This window comes from Streptosporangium longisporum, assembly GCF_039534895.1.
In the GTDB taxonomy this organism is placed as follows: domain Bacteria; phylum Actinomycetota; class Actinomycetes; order Streptosporangiales; family Streptosporangiaceae; genus Streptosporangium; species Streptosporangium longisporum.
The window spans coordinates 440,585-458,226 of sequence record NZ_BAAAWD010000015.1; the positions used below are offsets into that span (position 1 = coordinate 440,585).

Here is a 17,642-nt window from a genome sequence, read left to right on the forward strand (position 1 = left end):
GGGGGACGGTTCATGCTGACCGAACAACAGGTCCAGGCCGAGGCGGCACCGCGTTTCACGCACAGGCAGGTGCTGGAGATCCTCGCCGGGCTGATGCTCGCCATGCTGACGTCGATGATCTCGACGTCCGTGGTGGGGACCGCGCTGCCGACCATCGTCGGCACGCTCGGCGGTCAGGACCAGCTGGCCTGGGTGGCCAGCGCGACCCTGCTGACCATGACGGCCTCCACGCCGATCTGGGGCAAGCTCTCCGACCTCTACGGCCGCAAGCTCATGTTCCAGGTCTCCCTGGTCGTCTTCGTGCTCTCCTCCATCGCGGCGGGCTTCTCCCAGGACATGGCACAGCTCATCGCGGCCCGCGCGGTCCAGGGCATCGGCGCCGGCGGCCTGGCCGCGCTGCCGCAGATCATCCTGGGCGACGTGGTGGAACCGCGCGAGCGGGGACGCTACTCCGGCTACATCGGCGCGGTCTTCGGCGTCTCGACCGTGGCCGGGCCGCTGCTCGGCGGGTTCATCGTGGACAACATGTCCTGGCGCTGGACGTTCTGGATCTGCGTGCCGCTGGCCGTGGTGGCGTTCGTCGTCATCCAGAAGGTGCTGAAGCTGCCGTTCACCCGCCGTGACACCAGGGTCGACTGGTGGGGGGCGACCTTCATCACCGGCGGGACCACCGCGCTGATGCTGCTGCTCTCCCTCGGCGGCCACGAGTTCGGCTGGAACTCCCCCTGGACCTACGGCCTGGGCGCGCTCAGCCTGGTGATGTTCGGCCTCGCGGTCGTCGCCGAGCGCAGGGCCGCCGACCCGATCCTGCCGCCGCACATGTTCCGCGACCGCACGTTCGTGCTCACCTCCGCCGCCTCCCTGCTGGTCGGCGCGTCGATGTTCGGCGCCCTGATGTTCCTGCCGCAGTACCTGCAGATCGTCAAGGGCATGAGCCCCACCGGCTCGGGCCTGATGACCCTGCCCCTGGTGCTCGGCCTGCTCGTCTCCTCGATCCTGGTCGGCCGGTTCGTCACCAGGACCGGCCGGTGGAAGATCTTCCCCGTCGTCGGCATGGTGCTGGTCGCGCTCGGCCTGTTCCTGCTCTCCCGGCTGCACGTCGACAGCTCGCTGCTGATCGTCGGCCTCGACAACGCGGTGCTCGGCGTCGGGCTCGGCGCCTCCATGCAGATCCTGATCCTGGCCGCGCAGAACGCCGCGAGCCGGAGCGACCTGGCCTCGACCACCTCCGGCGTGTCGTTCTTCCGCTCCCTGGGCGGCGCGGTGGGCGTCGCGGCCTTCGGTGCCATCCTGTCCAACCGGCTCGGCTCCGAGCTGGTCTCCCTCGCCAGGGCGGCGAAGCTGCCGCCGACCGGCGGGACCGCCCCCAGTCTGGGCTCCCCCGAGGCCATCCACGCCCTCCCCGCCCCGCTCCTGGAGATCATCCTGGAGGCGTTCACCCGGGCGATGAGCGCGGTCTTCCTGGTCGGCGTCCCGATCGCCCTGCTCGCCGCGGTGGCCGCCCTGATGGTCAAGGAGATCCCGCTGCGCTCGGCCCGGACCGCCGCTCCGGCAGCGGGCACCGACCCGGCCGCCCCGTCGGTCCCGTCCGGCGACCGGCCGTGACGCGCGGGGGTCCCGGGCGGAACGGGCATCCGTCCCCGCCCGCTTCTCACGCCGTCGCGCCGTCACCCCAGGCGTGACCCCGCGTCCCCGTTCCGCCCGGGGCCGGCCCTGCTCTCCGGCCGGTCCCGGGCCTTCTCGCCGGCCCCCGCCGCCGCGCGGGAACACCCGTCAGAGCGTCCACTTCTGGTTGGCCCAGCCGTTGCAGTTCCACAGCTGCACCTTGGTGCCGTTGGCGTTGATCGTCCCCAGGTCCGCGTCCAGGCACCGGCCGTTGTACATGCTGTAGATCGTGTGGCTCGTCGCGTCGTAGATCCACTTCTGGTTGGCCCAGCCGTTGCAGTCCCACAGCTGCACCTTGGTGCCGTTGGCGTTGATCGTCCCCAGGTCCGCGTCCAGGCACCGGCCGTTCTCCCGGCTGTGGATCGTGTGGCTGGAGACGTCGTAGCTCCAGGACTGGTTGTCCCAGCCGTTGCAGCCCCACAGCTGCACCTTGGTGCCGTTCGGCCCGATCGTGCCCAGGTCGGCATCCAGGCAGCGCCAGTTCTGGTGGCTGCGGATCGGCCCCCAGGCCGCCCCCGTGCTCGCGGTCCCCCCGGTGCCCACGGTGTTCACCGTGTCCGCGGTGCTCACCGTGCCCGCGGTGTTCACGACGGGCGGCACGCCGGGGACGAACGCCGCGCACCCCAGCGCGATCGCCGTCATCGCGCCCGCCACCCTCACTCTCCATCGCATCGTCGCCGCTCTCCCTTCGTCGAGGTACGGACTCCTCGAAGGAGTTCGAGGAGTGACGTGGAGAGTCGTCGTGACCGGGCGGAAGCCCGCCCGGCCCGCCCGGCACCGCGCCTGCCGCTCCCGCGGGCACGCCCGGCCATCACTCTCCGGAGCAGAAGGTACACGCAGTGAGATCGATCGCGGGGCGGCGACACGGCGCTCACGGCACGCGACCGGCAGGGGACCCGCCGGTCGCCGCCGTTCGCCGGAGAGCCCGCGAAGCCCGTGAAGCCCGTGAAGCCCTTCGAGTCCTTCGAGTCCGTGGAGCCCGGGGAGCCCGGGGAACCCGGGGAACCCGGGGAACCCGGGGAACCCGTGGGCTCCACGGGCTCATGGAGCTAAGGCCTGTCTCGAAGTCCGGTATGTAGCGGTGTGTAACGATCGCTAAATAAAGAGATCTCCGGTAGAGGGTTCAACGACCAAGAAGAACCTGAACACCGGAGATCTCGTGACCACCCTAGCGGTGACGCGGCGGTTCGATCTGACCGATGCGCAATGGGCGGCCTTGGAACCGCTGCTGCCGGCGGCCAAGAGGCCGGGGCGGCCCTCGCGGTGGACCAAACGACAGCTGATCGACGGGATCCGGTGGCGGGTACGGGTCGGAGCACCGTGGCGGGACGTGCCCGAATGCTATGGCTCCTGGCAGGCGGTGTACTCCTTGTTTCGCCGGTGGCAGCGCTCAGGTACCTGGCGGCAGATCGTGTGCGGCCTGCAGGCCGCCGGCGATGCCCAAGGGCTGATCGGCTGGCAGGTGGGAGTCGATTCCACGATCTGCCGAGCCCACCAGCACGCGGCCGGGGCATCAAGGACAGCAGACCGGCAGGCCGAGCCGCCCGGCGGGGTGGAGACCGAACCCGGCGATCACGCGCTGGGCCGCTCTCGCGGTGGCCTGTCGACCAAGCTGCACCTGGCGTGCGAGCAGGGCCAGAAACTGTTGTCGCTGGTCCTGACCGCCGGCCAGCGCGGAGATGCACCGCAGTTCGAGGCGGTCATGGCCGCCATCAAGGTGCCCAGAGTAGGGCCGGGACGGCCGCGGACCCGTCCGGACCGGGTACGGGCGGACAAGGCCTACTCCTCCCAAGCCATCCGCTCTCACCTGCGCCGGCGCGGTATCCGCGCCACGATTCCCGAACCGGCCGACCGGGTTCAAGGACGGCTACGACGCGGCAGCCGAGGCGGTCGGCCTCCGGCCTTCGACCGGATCGACTACCGCGATCGCAACACCGTGGAGCGCGGTATCAACCGGCTCAAGCGCCACCGCGCTCTCGCCACCAGATACGACAAGCTCGCCGTCCGTTACCAAGCCACCATCCATATCGCCGCCATCAACGACTGGCTCACCTGCCTTTGAAACAGGCTCTAGCCCGTGACCCCCGGGGAGCCCGCGGGAAGACCCGCCGCACGCTCGGCCGCCGTGATCGCGTTGCGGAACAGCATCGCGACCGTGGTGGGGCCGACCCCGCCGACCCGGGGGGTGATGGCCCCGGCCACCCGGTCGCAGGACTCGTCGACGTCGGGCAGCAACCGCCTGCCCTCGTAGCGCACGCCGCCGCCGATGACCACGGCACCGGGTTTGACGTGCTCGGGCCGGATGATGCCGGGCACCCCGGCGGCGGCCACCAGGACGTCGGCCCGAAGCGTGTAGCGGGGCCAGTCGCTCACCCCGGTGTGCACGACGGTGACCGCGGCGTTCGCCGTCGGGCGCTTCTGCGCCAGCAGGATCGAGAGCGGGCGGCCGAGCGTGGCACCGCGCCCGAGGACGACCACCTCCCTGCCGGCGACCGGGATGTCGTGGAAGGCCAGCAGCGCCTCGATACCGGCCGGGGTGCACGGCAGCGGGCCCGGCAGCTCCAGTGCCAGCCGCCCGATGTTGAGCGGGTGCATGCCGTCGACGTCCTTGTCCGGGTCCATCACCTGAAGCGCCCGGTCGTAGTCGAGGTGACGCGGGACGGGGTGCTGCACGAGCAGGCCGTGCACCGCCGGGTCGTCGTTGAAGGCGGAGATGACCGCGTGCAGGTCCTCCTGGGTGGCGCTCGCGGGCAGGTGCTCGTGCGGCGAGGCGAACCCGAGCTCGGCGGCCTGGCGCTGCTTGATCCGGATGTATCCGGCGCTGGCGTCGTCGTCGCCGACCAGGACGGTGGCCAGGCTCGGGACGACCCCCGCGCGGGTCAGGGCGGCCGCTCGCGCGGCCACGTCGGCGAGGATCCGCTCGGCGACCGGGCCGCCAGGGAGCAGCCGGGCCCGGCGGCCCCCGTGCTCGGTGTGCTCGCCCTGCTCACCGTGGTCGCCGGTGGGCGTGGGAACGTTCGATGCGGGTCGGGACATGCGCGTCCTCTCGGCGTGGGCGCCCAGGCGGTCGACTCCCACGACGAGCTCCCCGATGGTTGATGCCATCCCCTTGCCGCCAGTCGCGTCCCTCCTAGGATGCCCGATCGGCTCCCCCGGGGTCGAACCGTCCCCGCCCCGCCCCGGTCGCGCTCCTCAGCGGGAGTCACCGGTGCCCGGGCGGGTCAGGCGGGTCAGACGGGTCACGGCCTCGTCGATGACCTCGTTCTTCTTGCAGAAGGCGAAGCGGACGAAGTGCCTGCCGCGCTCGGGACGGGCGTAGAAGACCTGGGTCGGGATCGCGACCACCCCGGCCAGGGACGGCAGCTCCCTGGTCAGGGCGAGACCGTCGGTGAAGCCGAGGGGGCGGATGTCGGTCTGCACGAAGTAGGTGCCCGCCGGGCGGTACACCTCGAAGCCCGCGGCCGACAGCCCGGCGGTCAGGCGGTCGCGCTTGGACTCCAGGTCGGCCCGGAGCGAGGCGACCCAGCCGAGCTCGTGGCGCAGCGCGTGGGCCGCGGCGAGCTGCCAGGGCGCGGCGGCGGTGAAGGTGAGGAACTGCTTGACCGTCTGCACGGCCCGGACGAGCTCGGCCGGGCCGCAGACCCAGCCGGTCTTCCAGCCGGTCACCGAGAACGTCTTGCCCGCGGAGGAGATCATCACGGTGCGTTCGCGCATGCCAGGCAGGGTGGCCGCCGGGATGTGCTCGACGCCGTCGAAGGTCAGGTGCTCGTAGACCTCGTCGGTCACGGCCAGCAGGTCGCGCTCCCGGCACAGCGTGGCGATCTCCTCCAGCTCGGCGCGGGTGAAGACCGTCCCGGTGGGGTTGTGCGGTGAGTTGACCAGGATCAGCCGGGTACGCGGTCCCACGGCGGCGCGCAGCTCGGCCGGGTCGAAGGTGAAGCGGCCCCCGTCCGGACGCAGGGTGACCGGGCGGAGCACCGCCCCGGCGAGCGCAACGGAGGCGGCGTAGGAGTCGTAGTACGGCTCGAAGGCGATCACCTCGTCGCCGGGCTCGCAGAGCGCCAGGATCGTCGCGGCGATGGCCTCGGTCGCGCCGACCGTGACGAGGATCTCCCCGTCGGGATCGTAACCGAGGCCGTAGTGGTCCTTGCGGTGCTCGGAGACAGCCTGGCGCAGCTCGGGGACGCCGGGCCCGGGAGGGTACTGGTTGGCGCCCTCGCGGATCGCCGACACCGCGCGCTCCAGCATGGCGGGGGGCCCGTCGGTGTCGGGGAAGCCCTGCCCCAGGTTGATCGAGCCGGTCCGCGCGGCGAGCGCCGACATCTCGGCGAAGATGGTCGTGCCGAACCCGCGCATCCGCGCCACCAGAGGGTCATTCACGCGCTCCAGCGTAGTCTCCGCCCCCGCCACCGGGCCCCGGGTGGGACGCCTCGCGCGGACGGCCGGGGTCGTGGGGCCGTACGACGCCTCGTCGGCGGGTGAGTCGCCCCCGCGGCGCGGGCGAGAAGGCGGTCCCGGGAGAAATTCTTTCCCCGTCCGCACGAGAGGGCCTCTTCCGTGGGCAGGCAGGTTCCGTGGGCAGGCAGGTTCCGTGGGCAGGCAGGAACACGGGAAGGAGAAGGACCATGCGAGCACGTGGTGAGCCCTCGGTCGCGGCGTCGGGCGAGTGGAGGGACGGGGAGGGCACGCGGATGCCGGCGGGTGAGGCCCATGCCTGGCGTCCGGGGACGAACCAGACGTTGTGCGGCCTGGCGCTGAGCCGGTCCCGGTTGCTGCGGTTCCACCACGTCCCGTGGCCGGACGTGTTCCCGGAGTCGGGCGGCGCCGCCGAGGAGATACAGCGGGTCTGCCCGAAGTGCCGGGCGGCGGCCGGGGGCCGTTCCGAACGCGGCTGGAGCAAGAGCTGGCGCCGGGACTCCCCCCGGCCCTGACGCCCGCGGACCGGCCGGTCCCACCGGACGGCCTTCTTCACCACGGTGACCGTTCTCCGGAGTGGCCGTCCTCGACTCCGCGTCCGGACGCCGCCGACGCGTCCGGATGCCCGGCCCCCGGTGCCCGGCTCGGCGAGCGCGGGCCGAGGACGGGCACCGGGACGAGGACGGGGACGGGAACGGGATGGAACAAAGCGGGACGGGACAGAGCGGGGAGGAAAACCTCGTGGATTCACATGACCCGCTCGTCGAATGCGTTCACCGAATATGCCCGCGTTTTCCCGCCCGCTAATACGGCCGACCGGAAATGCTCGGTGAAATGTTCCTCATTCTGTGGATCACACGAACCCGGTCATGGGGGTGATGGGCGGACGTAAGGTGAACCCACAGGTTCGGGAGATCATTGGCGGAGACGACCACAGATGGTGCAGAGCGAGAAGACCAGGGAGCCCGGCCCTCCCGCGGACGACACCGGACCGACGAACCGCGCCTGGCAGCTGGTGACGGGTTTCTCCAACGCCCTCGTCCAAACGCTTCTCGTGCTTCTCGCCCTTTCCGTTTCCACCACCTCGAAGCTGGTCCTCATCGGCTCGATTCTCGCGCTGACGGCACTGACCGTTTTCCCGGGCGTGCTGCTGCGGAACGCCGCCTGGCTGCGCCGCGCCTTTCCCGGATGGATCAGCGGCCGGCTGGAGTCCCTCTTCCGTGTGACGCAGAGGAACGCCTGGCGGTTTCTCACCGCCGGTGTCCTGGTCACCGTCCTCGTGGTCCTGGCCGTGGTCCCCAAGGACGAGCCGTGGCGTACCTGCCAGATCCCCGACGAGATCACCCTGCTGGCCTCCGACGAGACCGCGCCGGTCATCCGGCGGGCCGCCGGGGAGTTCATGGCGCGGAAGGTCGACTGGTGGGGGTGCCGCCAGGTGAACATCACCGTCAGCGGCCTGCGCGCCGGTGAGGCCCGGGAACGGCTGAGGGACTGGACCTTCCCCGTCCAGCCGACGACGGAGCGGACCGCGCGGGAGGCGCCGGGCGCCCGGCCGGACGGGTGGATCGCCGACTTCGCCGAGGAGATCGACTACGTGCGCAGGGACGAGACCCCGGCCGAGGGACGGACGTTCGGCGAACGGACGGTCGTGGCGACCTCCCCGCTGGTCGTCGCCGCGTCCCCGGCACTCGCCGACGACCTCACCCAGGGCGACTGGCGTCCGGGCGGGCGGGACTGGGCCTCGCTGCTGCGCGGGAAGACCGGCAGCCGCCTGCAGGTGCTGCGCACCCATCCCCGGGCCTCCAACGTGGGCCTGATGGCCGCGGCCGCCACTCCCCTGCCCGAGGAGGACCTGTCCGCGAAGACCCGGCTGAGCGACGACACCCGCGACCTGATGTGCCGGTACGCCGGATCCGGCGAGGCGTCCCCGATGCTCCTGACCGAGCAGCAGCTGCACGAGCTCAACCTCGGCCTGTCGGGCACGGGACCGGCGCCGGGCGACTGCGCTGCCCCCGGCACGGTCGGCGGGCGGCCCTCGACCACCCGGCCGTCGGCCCTGGACGAGCCGCTGACGGCCGTCTACCCGGCGGGTGGTCACGCCATGCGGTACACCTGCGTCTCCAAGAAGTGGCCGGACCTGAGACGGCCCCTCGTCATCACCCGGACCGTCGAGGAGTTCTGCGGCGCGCTGCGGGAGATCCTGCCCCGGTACGGCTTCCGCGACGACCGGGGCCGCCTGGCCCTCGACAGGTTGCCCAAGCGGACGTCCTGGTTGAAGGCCGAGGCGCGGGTGGCGGACTGGAGACCGGACGTGCTGGCGCTGCTGCACGAGCTGAGGACCCCGCTCGGCGAGCACGTGCTCGTCGTGGTCGACGTCTCGGGCTCGATGGCGCGCAACAAGGTGAACGACGGCCGCTCGCGGCTGGAGGCGGCGATCCAGCTGGCCCAGCTCGTCGTCACGTCCAGGGGCGGTGACCTGACCACCGGGATCGCGACGTTCTTCCCCGGCGACGGCCACGCCGTCGACCCCGCTCCCGTCCGCGACGGGGGGAAGGCGCTGGCCGGCAGGCTCGGCACGGCCCTGGAGGAGTACCGCACCGGCTCGCGCCCCGACCCCCCGATGCGTCCCGTCCTGAAGGAGGCCCTCGCCAGGATGGAAGGGACCGGCGATCCGGAGGAACGGCGGATCGTGCTGGTGCTCACCGACGGCGGGAACCCGGCCGGGCTGACAGCGGCCGACCTGCGGGGACACGGCGGCGTCCGGCTGGCGATGCTCTCCTTCGACCTGCACGGCTGCGACACTCCCCCGCTGCCGGAACTGCGCGACCGTGAGCTGCTGTCCTGCCACGACGTGAGCACCGATCCGGAGAAGACACTGGACGACGCGTTCAACGAGCTCCGGACGGCCACCGGATGAGCCGCCTGCTCGCACTGGCCCTGTGCCTGCTCTGCCTGACGGCGAGCGTCGCGCCCGTGCCGCCCCCGGGCCCCTCGCCGGGCGGCTGCGTCCTGCGCATCGCCACCGGCGCCGACGTCTCGGGAGGCGTCCGCGAGCGGGCCCTGGAGGCCGTGTGGAACCGCCACCCGGGCAGGCCCCGGGCGTGTTTCGTGGCGATCTCCTCGGTCGCCGACGAGCAGCGCAGCGCCATGATCGCGGCCGCCCAGGCCAGGGCGGGCCACTACGACGTGTTCAACCTCGACATCCAGTGGATCCCGGAGTTCGCCGAGGCGGGCTTCCTGCGCCCGATCGACACCGTCACGCACGGCGAGACCAACGACTTCCTGTCCCAGGTCTGGGCCGCGGGCGGCTGGAAGGACGTCCGGTACGCGGTGCCGTTCAACACCGACGTCGGCCTGCTCTACCGCCGCGACGACGTGCGGGAGCCGTCGGACTGGCGGGACATGACCGTCCTGGCCACGGCCAGGCGGAGCGGTGCCACCCGCACCGACCTCGGCCTGACCGGCCAGTTCGCCTCCTACGAGGGGCTGACGGTGAACGCGCTGGAGGCGATCTGGGCGAACGGCGGGGACGTGGTCGACGCCGCCGGCCGGGTGGTGATCGCCGAGAAGGAGGGGGTCGCGGCCGTCCGCGGGCTCATCGAGGCGGTGACCACCGGGGTGATCTCCGGGGAGACCCTGGGCGGCAAGGAGGCGGATTCGCTGAGCACCTTCCGCGAGGGACGCGCGCTGTTCCTGCGGCACTGGCCGTCGGCCCACGAGGTGCTCTCCGGGGAGCGCGGGTCCGGCGGGATCGGCTTCGCGGCGGCCCCGCTGCCCTGGCAGGGGGTGCTGGGCGGCCAGTACCTCGCCGTCTCCCGCCACTCCCCCAGGCGCGACCTGGCCCAGCGGCTGGTGGCGGCGCTCACCGGCCGTGAGGCGGCGGTGCTGCTCTACCAGTGCGGCGGCTTCGCCCCGGCCAGGGTGTCCGCCCTGTACGCGCAGGAGAGGGCCGACTGCGACGGCCCCGCGTCGGCGTCGTCTTCGTCCCCGTCCGGGGCCCCGTCCGATGCTCCGTCCGCGTCCTCTTCCTCTTCCTCGTCCCCGTCCGGGGCGGGGCCCGGGGCCACCGCCGAGCCCGAGGCCGAGAGCGTGCCGCCCGACACTCTGCTGCGCGCCCTGACACAGGCCAGGTCCCGGCCGTCCACCCCGTACTACAGCCAGTTCAGCCGGGTCTTCCGCACCGAGGTCCACGACCTGCTGAGCTGCTGGGCGCTGAGACGCACGGGATGCCAGGAGGCGAAGGCGTTCACGGCCGGCCTGGCGCCCAAGCTGAGGAAGGCGCTCGCCGGCGGCTGACCCTGACCCGCCGGACGACGTCGGACGGGCGGCTCAGGCGGACGGCTCAGGCGGGCGGCTCAGGCGGGCGCGGCGAAGCTCCGGAGCACGCCGGCGATCTCGTCGATCTCGGTGAGCTTCCCGGACGCGACGGCGATGACGAAGTCGTAGGCCTCGTCGTCGTCGGACGGTTCGATCCTGACACCGTTCTTGGCACAGAAGACGTACATCGTGAGCCAGGCCGCCCGTTTGTTGCCGTCGACGAACGGGTGGTTGGCGATGATCGAATGGAACAACGCGGCGGCCTTGGTGAACACGTCCGGATAGGCGTCCTGACCGAACACGGAGGTCCGGGGACGGACCAATGCCGCCTCCAGCAGGCCCAGGTCGCGTATCTGGATGGGCATCCCGGCGGCCGCCCGCGCGATCCGCAGCCCCTGCTCCAGCGTGATGAACGCCGTCACTCCCCGAGCCTCCGCAGTAGCTCCGCGAACCGTTCGGCTCCTTGGGCGGCGAGTTCGTCGGTCAAGTCGTCGTCGGCGACCCGGGCGAGATAGTCGTCGATGGCGTGCAGCGCGACCTGCTGCATGCTCCGCCCCTCCTTCTCCGCGCGTCGCCTGAGGGCCTCGGTCTGGTCGTCGGAAAGCCGCAACGTCATCGCCATGCCTCCGATCGTATGCGGGATCTGGTATCACCGCGATACCACAACGGAGAGTGTACGCATTCTCACCCATGGTTTGCACTCGCTTCCCCGTTCGTCGTGACAGGGCAGGACAAGGAAAGGCGCGACCGTGCTCGTGGATCCGCGCGTCCCGTCGCGGTTGCGGCGCTTGCCCCGGACGTAGCGTCATGGTTTTCACTGGGCCCCATGAAACGCGTCCCCCTGGTCTATCTGGCCTCGTACGCCCTGTCGCTGCTGGGAAACTCGATCGCCGCGGTGGCCCTGCCCCTGATCGTGCTGCAGACGACGGGCAGCGTCCTGTCCGCCGGGATCCTCTCGGCCGCCACCGCGGTACCGGCGTTCGTCGCGGGACTGGTCATGGGCGTGGTCATCGACCGGATCAACCGGCGCACGTCGTCGGTGATCACCGACCTGATCTCCGCCGCGTCGCTGGCCGCCCTGCCCCTCGTCGATCTCGTGACCGGGCTGAACCTGGGCTGGTTCATCCTCTTCGGTGTCATCGGCGCGGTCGGGGACGTGCCGGGGATGACGGCCCGCGAGGCCATCCTGCCCGCGATCGTGCGGAACGGCGGGATCTCCGCGGAACGGCTCATGGGCGTCAGGGAGAGCCTCGGCGCGCTGGTCATGGTGATCGGCCCGGCCGCGGCCGGGAGCCTGCTGGTCCTGTTCGACGGCTCCATGGTGCTGTGGATCACGGCCGGCACGTCGTCCGTCGCGGCGATGCTCACCCTGCTGATCCCCCGGGACGTGGGCACGATCCCGGCCGGGACCGGTGCGGCCACCTCGTCGGGCCGGGAGCAGCTGAGGGAGGGCTGGCGGGTGCTGTTCCGGGGCGACCGGTTCCTGCTCGCGGTCACGGTGCTCAACCTGGTGCTGGTCACGGTGATCGTCTCCCTGCAGGGGATCGTCCTCCCCGTGCACTTCACGCTGCTGGACCGGCCGGAGATGCTCGGTTTCGTGCTCACCGCGCTGGCCGCGGGGACGCTCGTGGGCGGCGGCCTGTACGCCGGTCTGGGGACGCGCGGGTCGCGCCGGGCCTGGTTCACGACCGGGATGCTCGGCACCGCCGTGGGCGTCGGCGTGATCTCGGCCCTTCCCCCGATGTGGGTCGTCTTCGCCGGGGCGTTCACGCTGGGGCTCTCGTCGGGGCTGTTCGGCAGCCTGCTCGGGGTCCTCATGATCGAGCGGATCCCCGACGCCGTGCGCGGCCGTGTGATGGGGACGCAGAACTCCCTCATGATGATCACGGGTCCGGTGGGGATCCTCGCCGCCGCGCTCATCGGCCATCTCGGCGGGCCGGCCGCCGCGGGGGCCACGATGGGCGTCGTCTGGGCCGTCACCGTGCTGGTGGCGCTCCGCGTGCCGGCGCTGCGTACCCTTGACGCACAGGGGGCACGGGACGCCCAGGACACGAAGGACGTCCGGGACGCGCAGGACGTCCGGGACGCGCAGGACGTCCGGGACACCGCTCGGGAGGTGACCGCGCGTGCGCAGCGGTGACCTGGCGTCGCTCGCGGACGTGACGGTCCGCACGCTGCGCCACTACCACCGGATCGGGATCCTGCCCGAGCCCGGGCGCGACGCGAGCGGATACCGGCGCTACACGATCCACGACCTGATCCGGTTGCTGCGCATCCGGCGGCTGGCCGCGCTCGGGATCCCCCTCGACCAGGTGGCGAGCGTGCTGGACTCCGAGGAGCGAGACCACGACGACCTGCTGAGCGGCCTGGAGCGCGAGCTCGACGCCCAGATCGCCCGGCTCACCAGGCAGAAGGCCCTGCTCGGGGTGATCCGCGAGCACCGCGCCTCCCCCGACGTGCCCCCGGAACTGGCGCGGTTCTTCGAGACCTTCGCCCTCGCGGACGCCTCACCGGCCATGAACAGGATCGACCGGGACCAGTCCGTTCTCCTGGCGCACCTTCTCGGCGAGGAGGGCATCGCCCAACTGACCGGGTTCTACGAGCGCATCGCCGCCCCCGGTGTCATCGAGGTGGTGACAGAGCTCGCCCGGCGCTTCGACCGGCTGGAGGCGGACGCGGACCCGGAGGTCACCGGCCGCCTCGCCGACGACTTCGCCGGACGGATCGGGGCGCTCGTCACCGGTCTCACCGGACCGGACGGGCAGGCCGACCTGCTGGACGGGAGGTTGCTCGGGCTCTTCGACCAGTACATGAACGACGCCCTGAACCCCGCCCAGAAGATCGTGATCGCCCGCGTCATGGAGCGGCTGGAGGCGCTCCCCGGCCCGCGATGACGTCCCGGTACCAGCCGTAGCTCGCCTTCGGGGTGCGGGCCTGGGTGGCGTAGTCGACGTGCACCAGGCCGAAGCGGGCGGCGTACCCCCGGGCCCACTCGTAGTTGTCCAGCAGCGACCAGCAGAAGTAGCCGCGCACGTCCACCCCCTCGGCGACGGCGTCGGCGGTGGCGGCCAGGTGCTCGGCCAGGTAGGCGATGCGGCCGGTGTCGTCCGTGTGGTCGGCGTCCCCGGCGTCGCCGTAGCCGTTCTCGGTGACGAGGATCGGCGGCAGCCCGGGGAAGCGCGCGGCGAGCCCGGTGAGGGTGTCGTACAGGCCGCGCGGCTCGATCCGCCAGCCGAGCCCGCTGGTACGCGGACCGTCCGGCATGACCGTGCGCACCCCGATGTCGTAGGCCGACCGCAGCGCCGGGTCGGGCTGGGCGTACGGGGCCGCGGCGGCGTGGATCGGGTAGTAGTAGTTCACCCCGAGGAAGTCCAGCGGCGCCGAGACGATCTCCAGGTCGCCGTCGCGGCGGAACGAGAAGTCGGTGATCTCCCCGTACACGTCGGCCATGTCCGCGGGGTAGACGCCGCCGAGCAGCGGCTCGGTGAACTGCCGGTTGACCATCAGGTCCATCCGGCGGGCGGCGGCGGCGTCCTCGGGCGACGGGCTCGCGGGCACCCCCGGCGACATGTTGAGGGTGACGCCGACCCGCTCTCCCGGCCGGGCGTTCTCCCTCAGCCGCGCGACGGCCAGGCCGTGCCCGACGAGCAGGTGGTGCACCGCGGCCAGGGCCCCGTGCCCCTCGCGGGCACCGGGCGCGTGGCGGCCCTCGGCGTACCCGGTGATCGAGGAGCAGTACGGCTCGTTCAGCGTGGTCCAGTACGGCACGCCGTCCAGGGCCTCGTGCACGGTCGCGGCGTAGTCGGCGAAGCGCTCGGCGGTGTCGCGGACCCGCCACCCGCCGCGGTCCTCCAGCGCCTGGGGCAGGTCCCAGTGGTAGAGGGTGACGAACGGCACGATGTCGCGTTCCAGCAGCGCGTCCACCAGGCGGCGGTAGAAGTCCAGGCCGCGGCGCTCGGCCCGGCCCGCGCCTTCGGGGAAGATCCGCGGCCAGGCCACCGAGAACCGGTAGGCGCCCACGCCGAGGTCCGCCAGCAGCGCCACGTCCTCGGGCCAGCGGCGGTAGTGGTCGCAGGCCGGGTCTCCCGACTCCCCGCCCGCGACCGCCCCGGGGACGCGCGCGAAGGTGTCCCAGATCGACGGGCCCCGGCCGTCGGCGCCGGTGGCCCCCTCGATCTGGTACGCGGAGGTGGCCACCCCCCACAGGAAGCCGGGCGGGAAGGCGTCCGCCTCCGGGACACGGGCCTCGGGCGCGGTCATACCTTGATCATCTCTGCCATGATGAGTCCGATGATATGCCCGCCGGGTGACGCGGCCGCGAGCGCCTCCGGGACCTCGTGCGCCGCGGGGATCACGGGGACCACCGGGGCCGTCGGCACCACGAAGGTCGCGGAGGTCATGGGATGACAGAGGTCACGGAGGCCGTGAAGGCGGGCCGGGACACCCGCGGCGCCGCCGGAGCCCTATGCACGCCCGATCCCGGAGTGGTACGCCTGTCTGTCGTGACCCGAAGACTCCCCGACCTCGACGTGCTCCGCGGCTTCGCGGTGTGCGGGATCATGGTGGTCAACACCTGGCAGCTCACCCGCGGCCGCCTGGACGGTCCCGAGCGCAACGCGGTCGATCTGTGGGTGGAGAACCTGCTGCAGGGCAGGTTCTACCCGATCTTCTCGTTCCTGTTCGGGCTGAGCTTCGTGCTGTTCCTGAACTCGGCGGCCGGGCGGACCGGGGCCCCGCGCGTCGTGCTGCTCCGCAGGCTGGCGGTGCTCACCATGATCGGCGCGCTCCACTGGCGCGTCAACTCCGGCGAGGTCCTGCTGCCGTACGCGATCTCCGGCGCGCTGGTGCTGCTTCCCGCCTCGTTCCTGTCGCCGCCCGCGATGGCGGCGCTGGGGATCGTCCTGACCGGGTACGCCGTGCACCTCGGGGGTGGGGTGGTGCTCATTCCCGGGTTGTTCCTGCTGGGCGCGGCCGTGATGGGGAGGCCGCCGTCCGGGCGGCTGCTGCTGCCGGTCTTCCTGTTCTCGGCGGTGCTGGGCGCGGCCCTCACCGCGCTGTGGATGATCAGCTCCGGGAACTACTCGCTGTACTACCGGGGGACCTACCCGGCGGCCGGGCTGGCGACGGCCACGGCCTACTGCACGGGGGTGCTGCTGCTGTTGCGGACCCGGGCGCGCGGGGCGCTGACGGCGGTGCTGGCCCCACTGGGCCGGACGGCGCTGACCAGCTACCTGGTGAGCACCCCGATCATCCTGATGTCCCTGCCGCTGCTCACCGCCGACCCGACCCGGGTCACCGGCCTGGTGTTCGCCCTCGCCGTCCTGGTGGTCCAGGTCCTGTTCAGCCGGGCGTGGCTGGCCCGGTTCCGGTACGGGCCGCTGGAATGGGTATGGCGGAGCCTCACGTGGATGGAACGCGTGCCGAACCGACGGATAGGGTCACACCCGTGACACGCATCGCCCTGTGCCAGATCCCCGTCTCGGAGGATCCCGCCGCCAACCTGAGCCGCGCCCGTGACGCCCTCGCCGAGGCCGCCGCGGGCGGCGCCGAACTCGCCGTCCTGCCGGAGGCGACGCTCACCCGGTACGGCAGGCGCATCATCGACCTCGCCCAGCCGCTGGACGGGCCGTTCGTCACCGGGCTGGCCGAGGCCGCGCGGGAGCACGGCCTGTCGGTGATCGCGGGGGTGTTCGAGCCCGGCGAGGGCCGGGTGCACAACACCGCGGTCGCCATCGGCCCCTCGGGGGCGATCGAGGCGGCGTACCGGAAGATCCATCTGTTCGACTCCTTCGGCGCCCGCGAGTCGGAGCTGGTCGCGCCGGGTGACACGCCGGTCGTGGTGGAGTTGGCCGGTCTGCGGATCGGCCTGGTCACCTGCTACGACATCCGCTTCCCCGAGCTGACCCGGGCCCTGGTCGACGCCGGGGCCGAGGTGTTCGCGGTGATCGCCGCCTGGGGGTCCGGGCCGATGAAGGAGGAGCACTGGACCACCCTGGTCCGGGCGCGGGCCCTGGAGAACACCACCTGGGTCGCGGCCGTGGGCCAGGCGCCGAATCCCGAGGCCCGCGACGGCTACGGGATCGGGCGGAGCATGCTGGTCGATCCGATGGGGGTGGTCCGTACCGATCTGGGCTCCTCGCCCTCCGTCCAGACGTGCGAAATCGACTCCCAGATCACGATTGCCACCCGGAATGCCCTGCCGTGCCTGGAACACCGGCGGCTCCAGGTCGGCGGATCGTAAAATGCCGACCGTGAGTGAGCCACCTGGGCGTAGAACGCAGATGCAGAAGGTCATACCGCCTCGGCTGCTCGTGCCCTATCTGGCCGGCAGACGCACCGTGATCTCGGGGTACGTGTACCGGGTTCAGGACTGCGCGCGGCTGACCACCCCCGCGCAGCTCTTCGCAGGCCTGGACCTGGGGTTCGAGGGCTCGGAGCTGACCGCCTCGGTCCCGGAGATCTATCTGATGCGCTGGTTCGCCCGTGACATGGACGCCTACATCGTCCCCTACGGCCCGCACATGGGGGGTGACTGGAACGATTCACCGCCCTTCGCGGGGAACGGTTTCACCACCTCGCGCGAGCACGTGGTGCCGCAGTTCCACACCACCCCGATGCCGATCCCCGCGGGAGCCGAGATCATCCACGTGACGCCCGGCCAGGAGCGCCTGTTCGGCCTGTACGACGGCCTGAGCTGGCGGCCCGCCTCATGAGCACCGAGATCGAGCCCGTGGCCTCGGGGTTCGCCGCCCGTCACCGGGGCCGGACGTACGCAGCGGCCCTGGGGCCGGGCGCCTCCGAGGTGGTGCTGTTCAGCGAGGAGGCCCAGGCCGGTTTCGAGGCGGCCTCGGGCTACTGGCGGCTGACGGTGGCCCGCGAGGACCTCGAGTGGCTGGTGCTGGTCCGCACGGTCGGCGCGTTCGGCGGCGAGCCCTGCCTGGTCCTGGACGTCTCCGAGGAGAACGGCGAGGAGAACCTGCACATCGCCTACACCGGGCACAGCGGGATGAAGGCCGAGGCGCTGGGGTACTGGATGGTCGACCACGGCGCGTACGAGGTCGTCGTCCCCCGGGACGAGGTCTTCTCGGTCCGGATCGAGCGCCTGCCGGTCCCGCTGATCCCGGCCGAGCCGGAGCCCTGAGCCCCGCTGTCCTGAGCCCCGCTGTCCGGAGCCCTGAGCCCCGCCCGGCGGCCCGGCGCGCATCGTCGCGAAGCTGTCGGCCGTGACCACGTGAGCCACCCGG

17 protein-coding genes and 1 riboswitch are annotated in these 17,642 nt (G+C 72.0%); of the genes, 11 read left to right on the forward strand and 6 right to left on the reverse strand.

Annotated elements, in window-relative coordinates; all coding sequences use genetic code 11:
* Positions 1-12: 12 nt before the first annotated feature.
* The gene (locus ABD832_RS28340) at positions 13-1,605 is read left to right on the forward strand and encodes an MDR family MFS transporter (protein WP_344900781.1); all 1,593 of its coding nucleotides are present in this window, start codon (positions 13-15) and stop codon (positions 1,603-1,605) included.
* A 168-nt stretch (positions 1,606-1,773) separates the two neighbouring features.
* Here the strand turns inward: ABD832_RS28340 and ABD832_RS28345 are convergent, their stop codons facing one another.
* Positions 1,774-2,337: an RICIN domain-containing protein gene (locus tag ABD832_RS28345; RefSeq protein ID WP_344900782.1), complete on the reverse strand. Its 564-nt coding sequence runs from the start codon at positions 2,335-2,337 to the stop codon at positions 1,774-1,776.
* Positions 2,338-2,839: 502 nt separating this feature from the next.
* Here ABD832_RS28345 and ABD832_RS28350 point away from each other — a divergent pair.
* Positions 2,840-3,727 (forward strand): IS5 family transposase, encoded by an 888-nt coding sequence (locus tag ABD832_RS28350; RefSeq protein WP_344895986.1) that lies wholly within the window; start codon positions 2,840-2,842, stop codon positions 3,725-3,727.
* A gap of 8 nt (positions 3,728-3,735) precedes the next feature.
* On the opposite strand, the gene ABD832_RS28355 is transcribed toward ABD832_RS28350, so the two are convergent.
* Positions 3,736-4,701, reverse strand: coding sequence for a bifunctional 5,10-methylenetetrahydrofolate dehydrogenase/5,10-methenyltetrahydrofolate cyclohydrolase (locus ABD832_RS28355; protein ID WP_425582662.1), 966 nt, complete (start codon positions 4,699-4,701; stop codon positions 3,736-3,738).
* Positions 4,702-4,715: 14 nt separating this feature from the next.
* Positions 4,716-4,798, reverse strand: a riboswitch (ZMP/ZTP riboswitch).
* Positions 4,799-4,857: 59 nt separating this feature from the next.
* Positions 4,858-6,045: a pyridoxal phosphate-dependent aminotransferase gene (locus tag ABD832_RS28360; RefSeq protein ID WP_344900784.1), complete on the reverse strand. Its 1,188-nt coding sequence runs from the start codon at positions 6,043-6,045 to the stop codon at positions 4,858-4,860.
* Positions 6,046-6,290: 245 nt separating this feature from the next.
* On the opposite strand from ABD832_RS28360, the gene ABD832_RS28365 reads away from it, so the two are divergent.
* From ABD832_RS28365 to ABD832_RS28375, 3 genes are all read left to right on the forward strand, one after another.
* Positions 6,291-6,596, forward strand: a complete 306-nt coding sequence (locus ABD832_RS28365; protein ID WP_344900786.1) for a hypothetical protein — start codon at positions 6,291-6,293, stop codon at positions 6,594-6,596.
* 422 nt (positions 6,597-7,018) lie between these two features.
* Entirely contained in the window at positions 7,019-8,998 is a 1,980-nt protein-coding gene (locus ABD832_RS28370) for a substrate-binding domain-containing protein (protein WP_344900788.1), read from the forward strand.
* Positions 8,995-10,377: an extracellular solute-binding protein gene (locus tag ABD832_RS28375; protein ID WP_344900790.1), complete on the forward strand. Its 1,383-nt coding sequence runs from the start codon at positions 8,995-8,997 to the stop codon at positions 10,375-10,377. Before ABD832_RS28370 ends, ABD832_RS28375 begins: the two co-directional genes overlap by 4 nt.
* Before the next feature lie 59 nt (positions 10,378-10,436).
* On the opposite strand, the gene ABD832_RS28380 is transcribed toward ABD832_RS28375, so the two are convergent.
* Together ABD832_RS28380 and ABD832_RS28385 are read right to left on the reverse strand one after the other, a co-directional pair.
* Positions 10,437-10,820 (reverse strand): type II toxin-antitoxin system death-on-curing family toxin, encoded by a 384-nt coding sequence (locus tag ABD832_RS28380; protein WP_344900792.1) that lies wholly within the window; start codon positions 10,818-10,820, stop codon positions 10,437-10,439.
* Positions 10,817-11,020, reverse strand: a complete 204-nt coding sequence (locus ABD832_RS28385; RefSeq protein WP_344900793.1) for a CopG family transcriptional regulator — start codon at positions 11,018-11,020, stop codon at positions 10,817-10,819. The genes ABD832_RS28380 and ABD832_RS28385 overlap by 4 nt, the downstream gene beginning before the upstream one ends.
* A gap of 204 nt (positions 11,021-11,224) precedes the next feature.
* On the opposite strand from ABD832_RS28385, the gene ABD832_RS28390 reads away from it, so the two are divergent.
* Entirely contained in the window at positions 11,225-12,538 is a 1,314-nt protein-coding gene (locus ABD832_RS28390; RefSeq protein ID WP_344900795.1) for an MFS transporter, read from the forward strand.
* Positions 12,525-13,292 carry a MerR family transcriptional regulator gene (locus tag ABD832_RS28395; protein WP_344900797.1) on the forward strand — a complete coding sequence of 256 codons (768 nt, stop codon included), beginning with the start codon at positions 12,525-12,527 and terminating at the stop codon, positions 13,290-13,292. The genes ABD832_RS28390 and ABD832_RS28395 overlap by 14 nt, the downstream gene beginning before the upstream one ends.
* On the opposite strand, the gene ABD832_RS28400 is transcribed toward ABD832_RS28395, so the two are convergent.
* Complete coding sequence (locus ABD832_RS28400; protein ID WP_344900799.1) at positions 13,255-14,658, reverse strand: GH1 family beta-glucosidase; 1,404 nt, start codon at positions 14,656-14,658, stop codon at positions 13,255-13,257. The genes ABD832_RS28395 and ABD832_RS28400 overlap by 38 nt on opposite strands.
* 242 nt (positions 14,659-14,900) lie before the next feature.
* Here ABD832_RS28400 and ABD832_RS28405 point away from each other — a divergent pair, with 242 nt between their 5' ends.
* The 4 genes from ABD832_RS28405 to ABD832_RS28420 are packed head-to-tail and all read left to right on the forward strand — an operon-like array spanning position 14,901 to position 17,539.
* On the forward strand, positions 14,901-15,848 hold the full coding sequence (locus ABD832_RS28405) for a DUF418 domain-containing protein (RefSeq protein WP_344900801.1): 948 nt from the start codon (positions 14,901-14,903) through the stop codon (positions 15,846-15,848).
* The gene (locus tag ABD832_RS28410) at positions 15,845-16,639 is read left to right on the forward strand and encodes a carbon-nitrogen hydrolase family protein (RefSeq protein ID WP_344900803.1); all 795 of its coding nucleotides are present in this window, start codon (positions 15,845-15,847) and stop codon (positions 16,637-16,639) included. The genes ABD832_RS28405 and ABD832_RS28410 overlap by 4 nt, the downstream gene beginning before the upstream one ends.
* 10 nt (positions 16,640-16,649) lie before the next feature.
* Positions 16,650-17,111 (forward strand): hypothetical protein, encoded by a 462-nt coding sequence (locus ABD832_RS28415; RefSeq protein ID WP_344900805.1) that lies wholly within the window; start codon positions 16,650-16,652, stop codon positions 17,109-17,111.
* Positions 17,108-17,539, forward strand: a complete 432-nt coding sequence (locus ABD832_RS28420) for a hypothetical protein (RefSeq protein WP_344900807.1) — start codon at positions 17,108-17,110, stop codon at positions 17,537-17,539. Before ABD832_RS28415 ends, ABD832_RS28420 begins: the two co-directional genes overlap by 4 nt.
* Positions 17,540-17,642 lie beyond the last annotated feature (103 nt).

What these genes read in the sequence shown, in the direction of transcription:
- ABD832_RS28400 (WP_344900799.1), bottom strand. Translation starts at nt 14,658, where the DNA reads ATGACCGCGCCCGAGGCCCGTGTCCCGGAGGCGGACGCCTTCCCGCCC.
- ABD832_RS28420 (WP_344900807.1), top strand. Translation starts at nt 17,108, where the DNA reads ATGAGCACCGAGATCGAGCCCGTGGCCTCGGGGTTCGCCGCCCGTCAC.
- ABD832_RS28390 (WP_344900795.1), top strand. Translation starts at nt 11,225, where the DNA reads ATGAAACGCGTCCCCCTGGTCTATCTGGCCTCGTACGCCCTGTCGCTG.
- ABD832_RS28345 (WP_344900782.1), bottom strand. Translation starts at nt 2,337, where the DNA reads ATGCGATGGAGAGTGAGGGTGGCGGGCGCGATGACGGCGATCGCGCTG.
- ABD832_RS28375 (WP_344900790.1), top strand. Translation starts at nt 8,995, where the DNA reads ATGAGCCGCCTGCTCGCACTGGCCCTGTGCCTGCTCTGCCTGACGGCG.
- ABD832_RS28370 (WP_344900788.1), top strand. Translation starts at nt 7,019, where the DNA reads ATGGTGCAGAGCGAGAAGACCAGGGAGCCCGGCCCTCCCGCGGACGAC.
- ABD832_RS28355 (WP_425582662.1), bottom strand. Translation starts at nt 4,701, where the DNA reads ATGTCCCGACCCGCATCGAACGTTCCCACGCCCACCGGCGACCACGGT.
- ABD832_RS28385 (WP_344900793.1), bottom strand. Translation starts at nt 11,020, where the DNA reads ATGGCGATGACGTTGCGGCTTTCCGACGACCAGACCGAGGCCCTCAGG.
- ABD832_RS28340 (WP_344900781.1), top strand. Translation starts at nt 13, where the DNA reads ATGCTGACCGAACAACAGGTCCAGGCCGAGGCGGCACCGCGTTTCACG.
- ABD832_RS28365 (WP_344900786.1), top strand. Translation starts at nt 6,291, where the DNA reads ATGCGAGCACGTGGTGAGCCCTCGGTCGCGGCGTCGGGCGAGTGGAGG.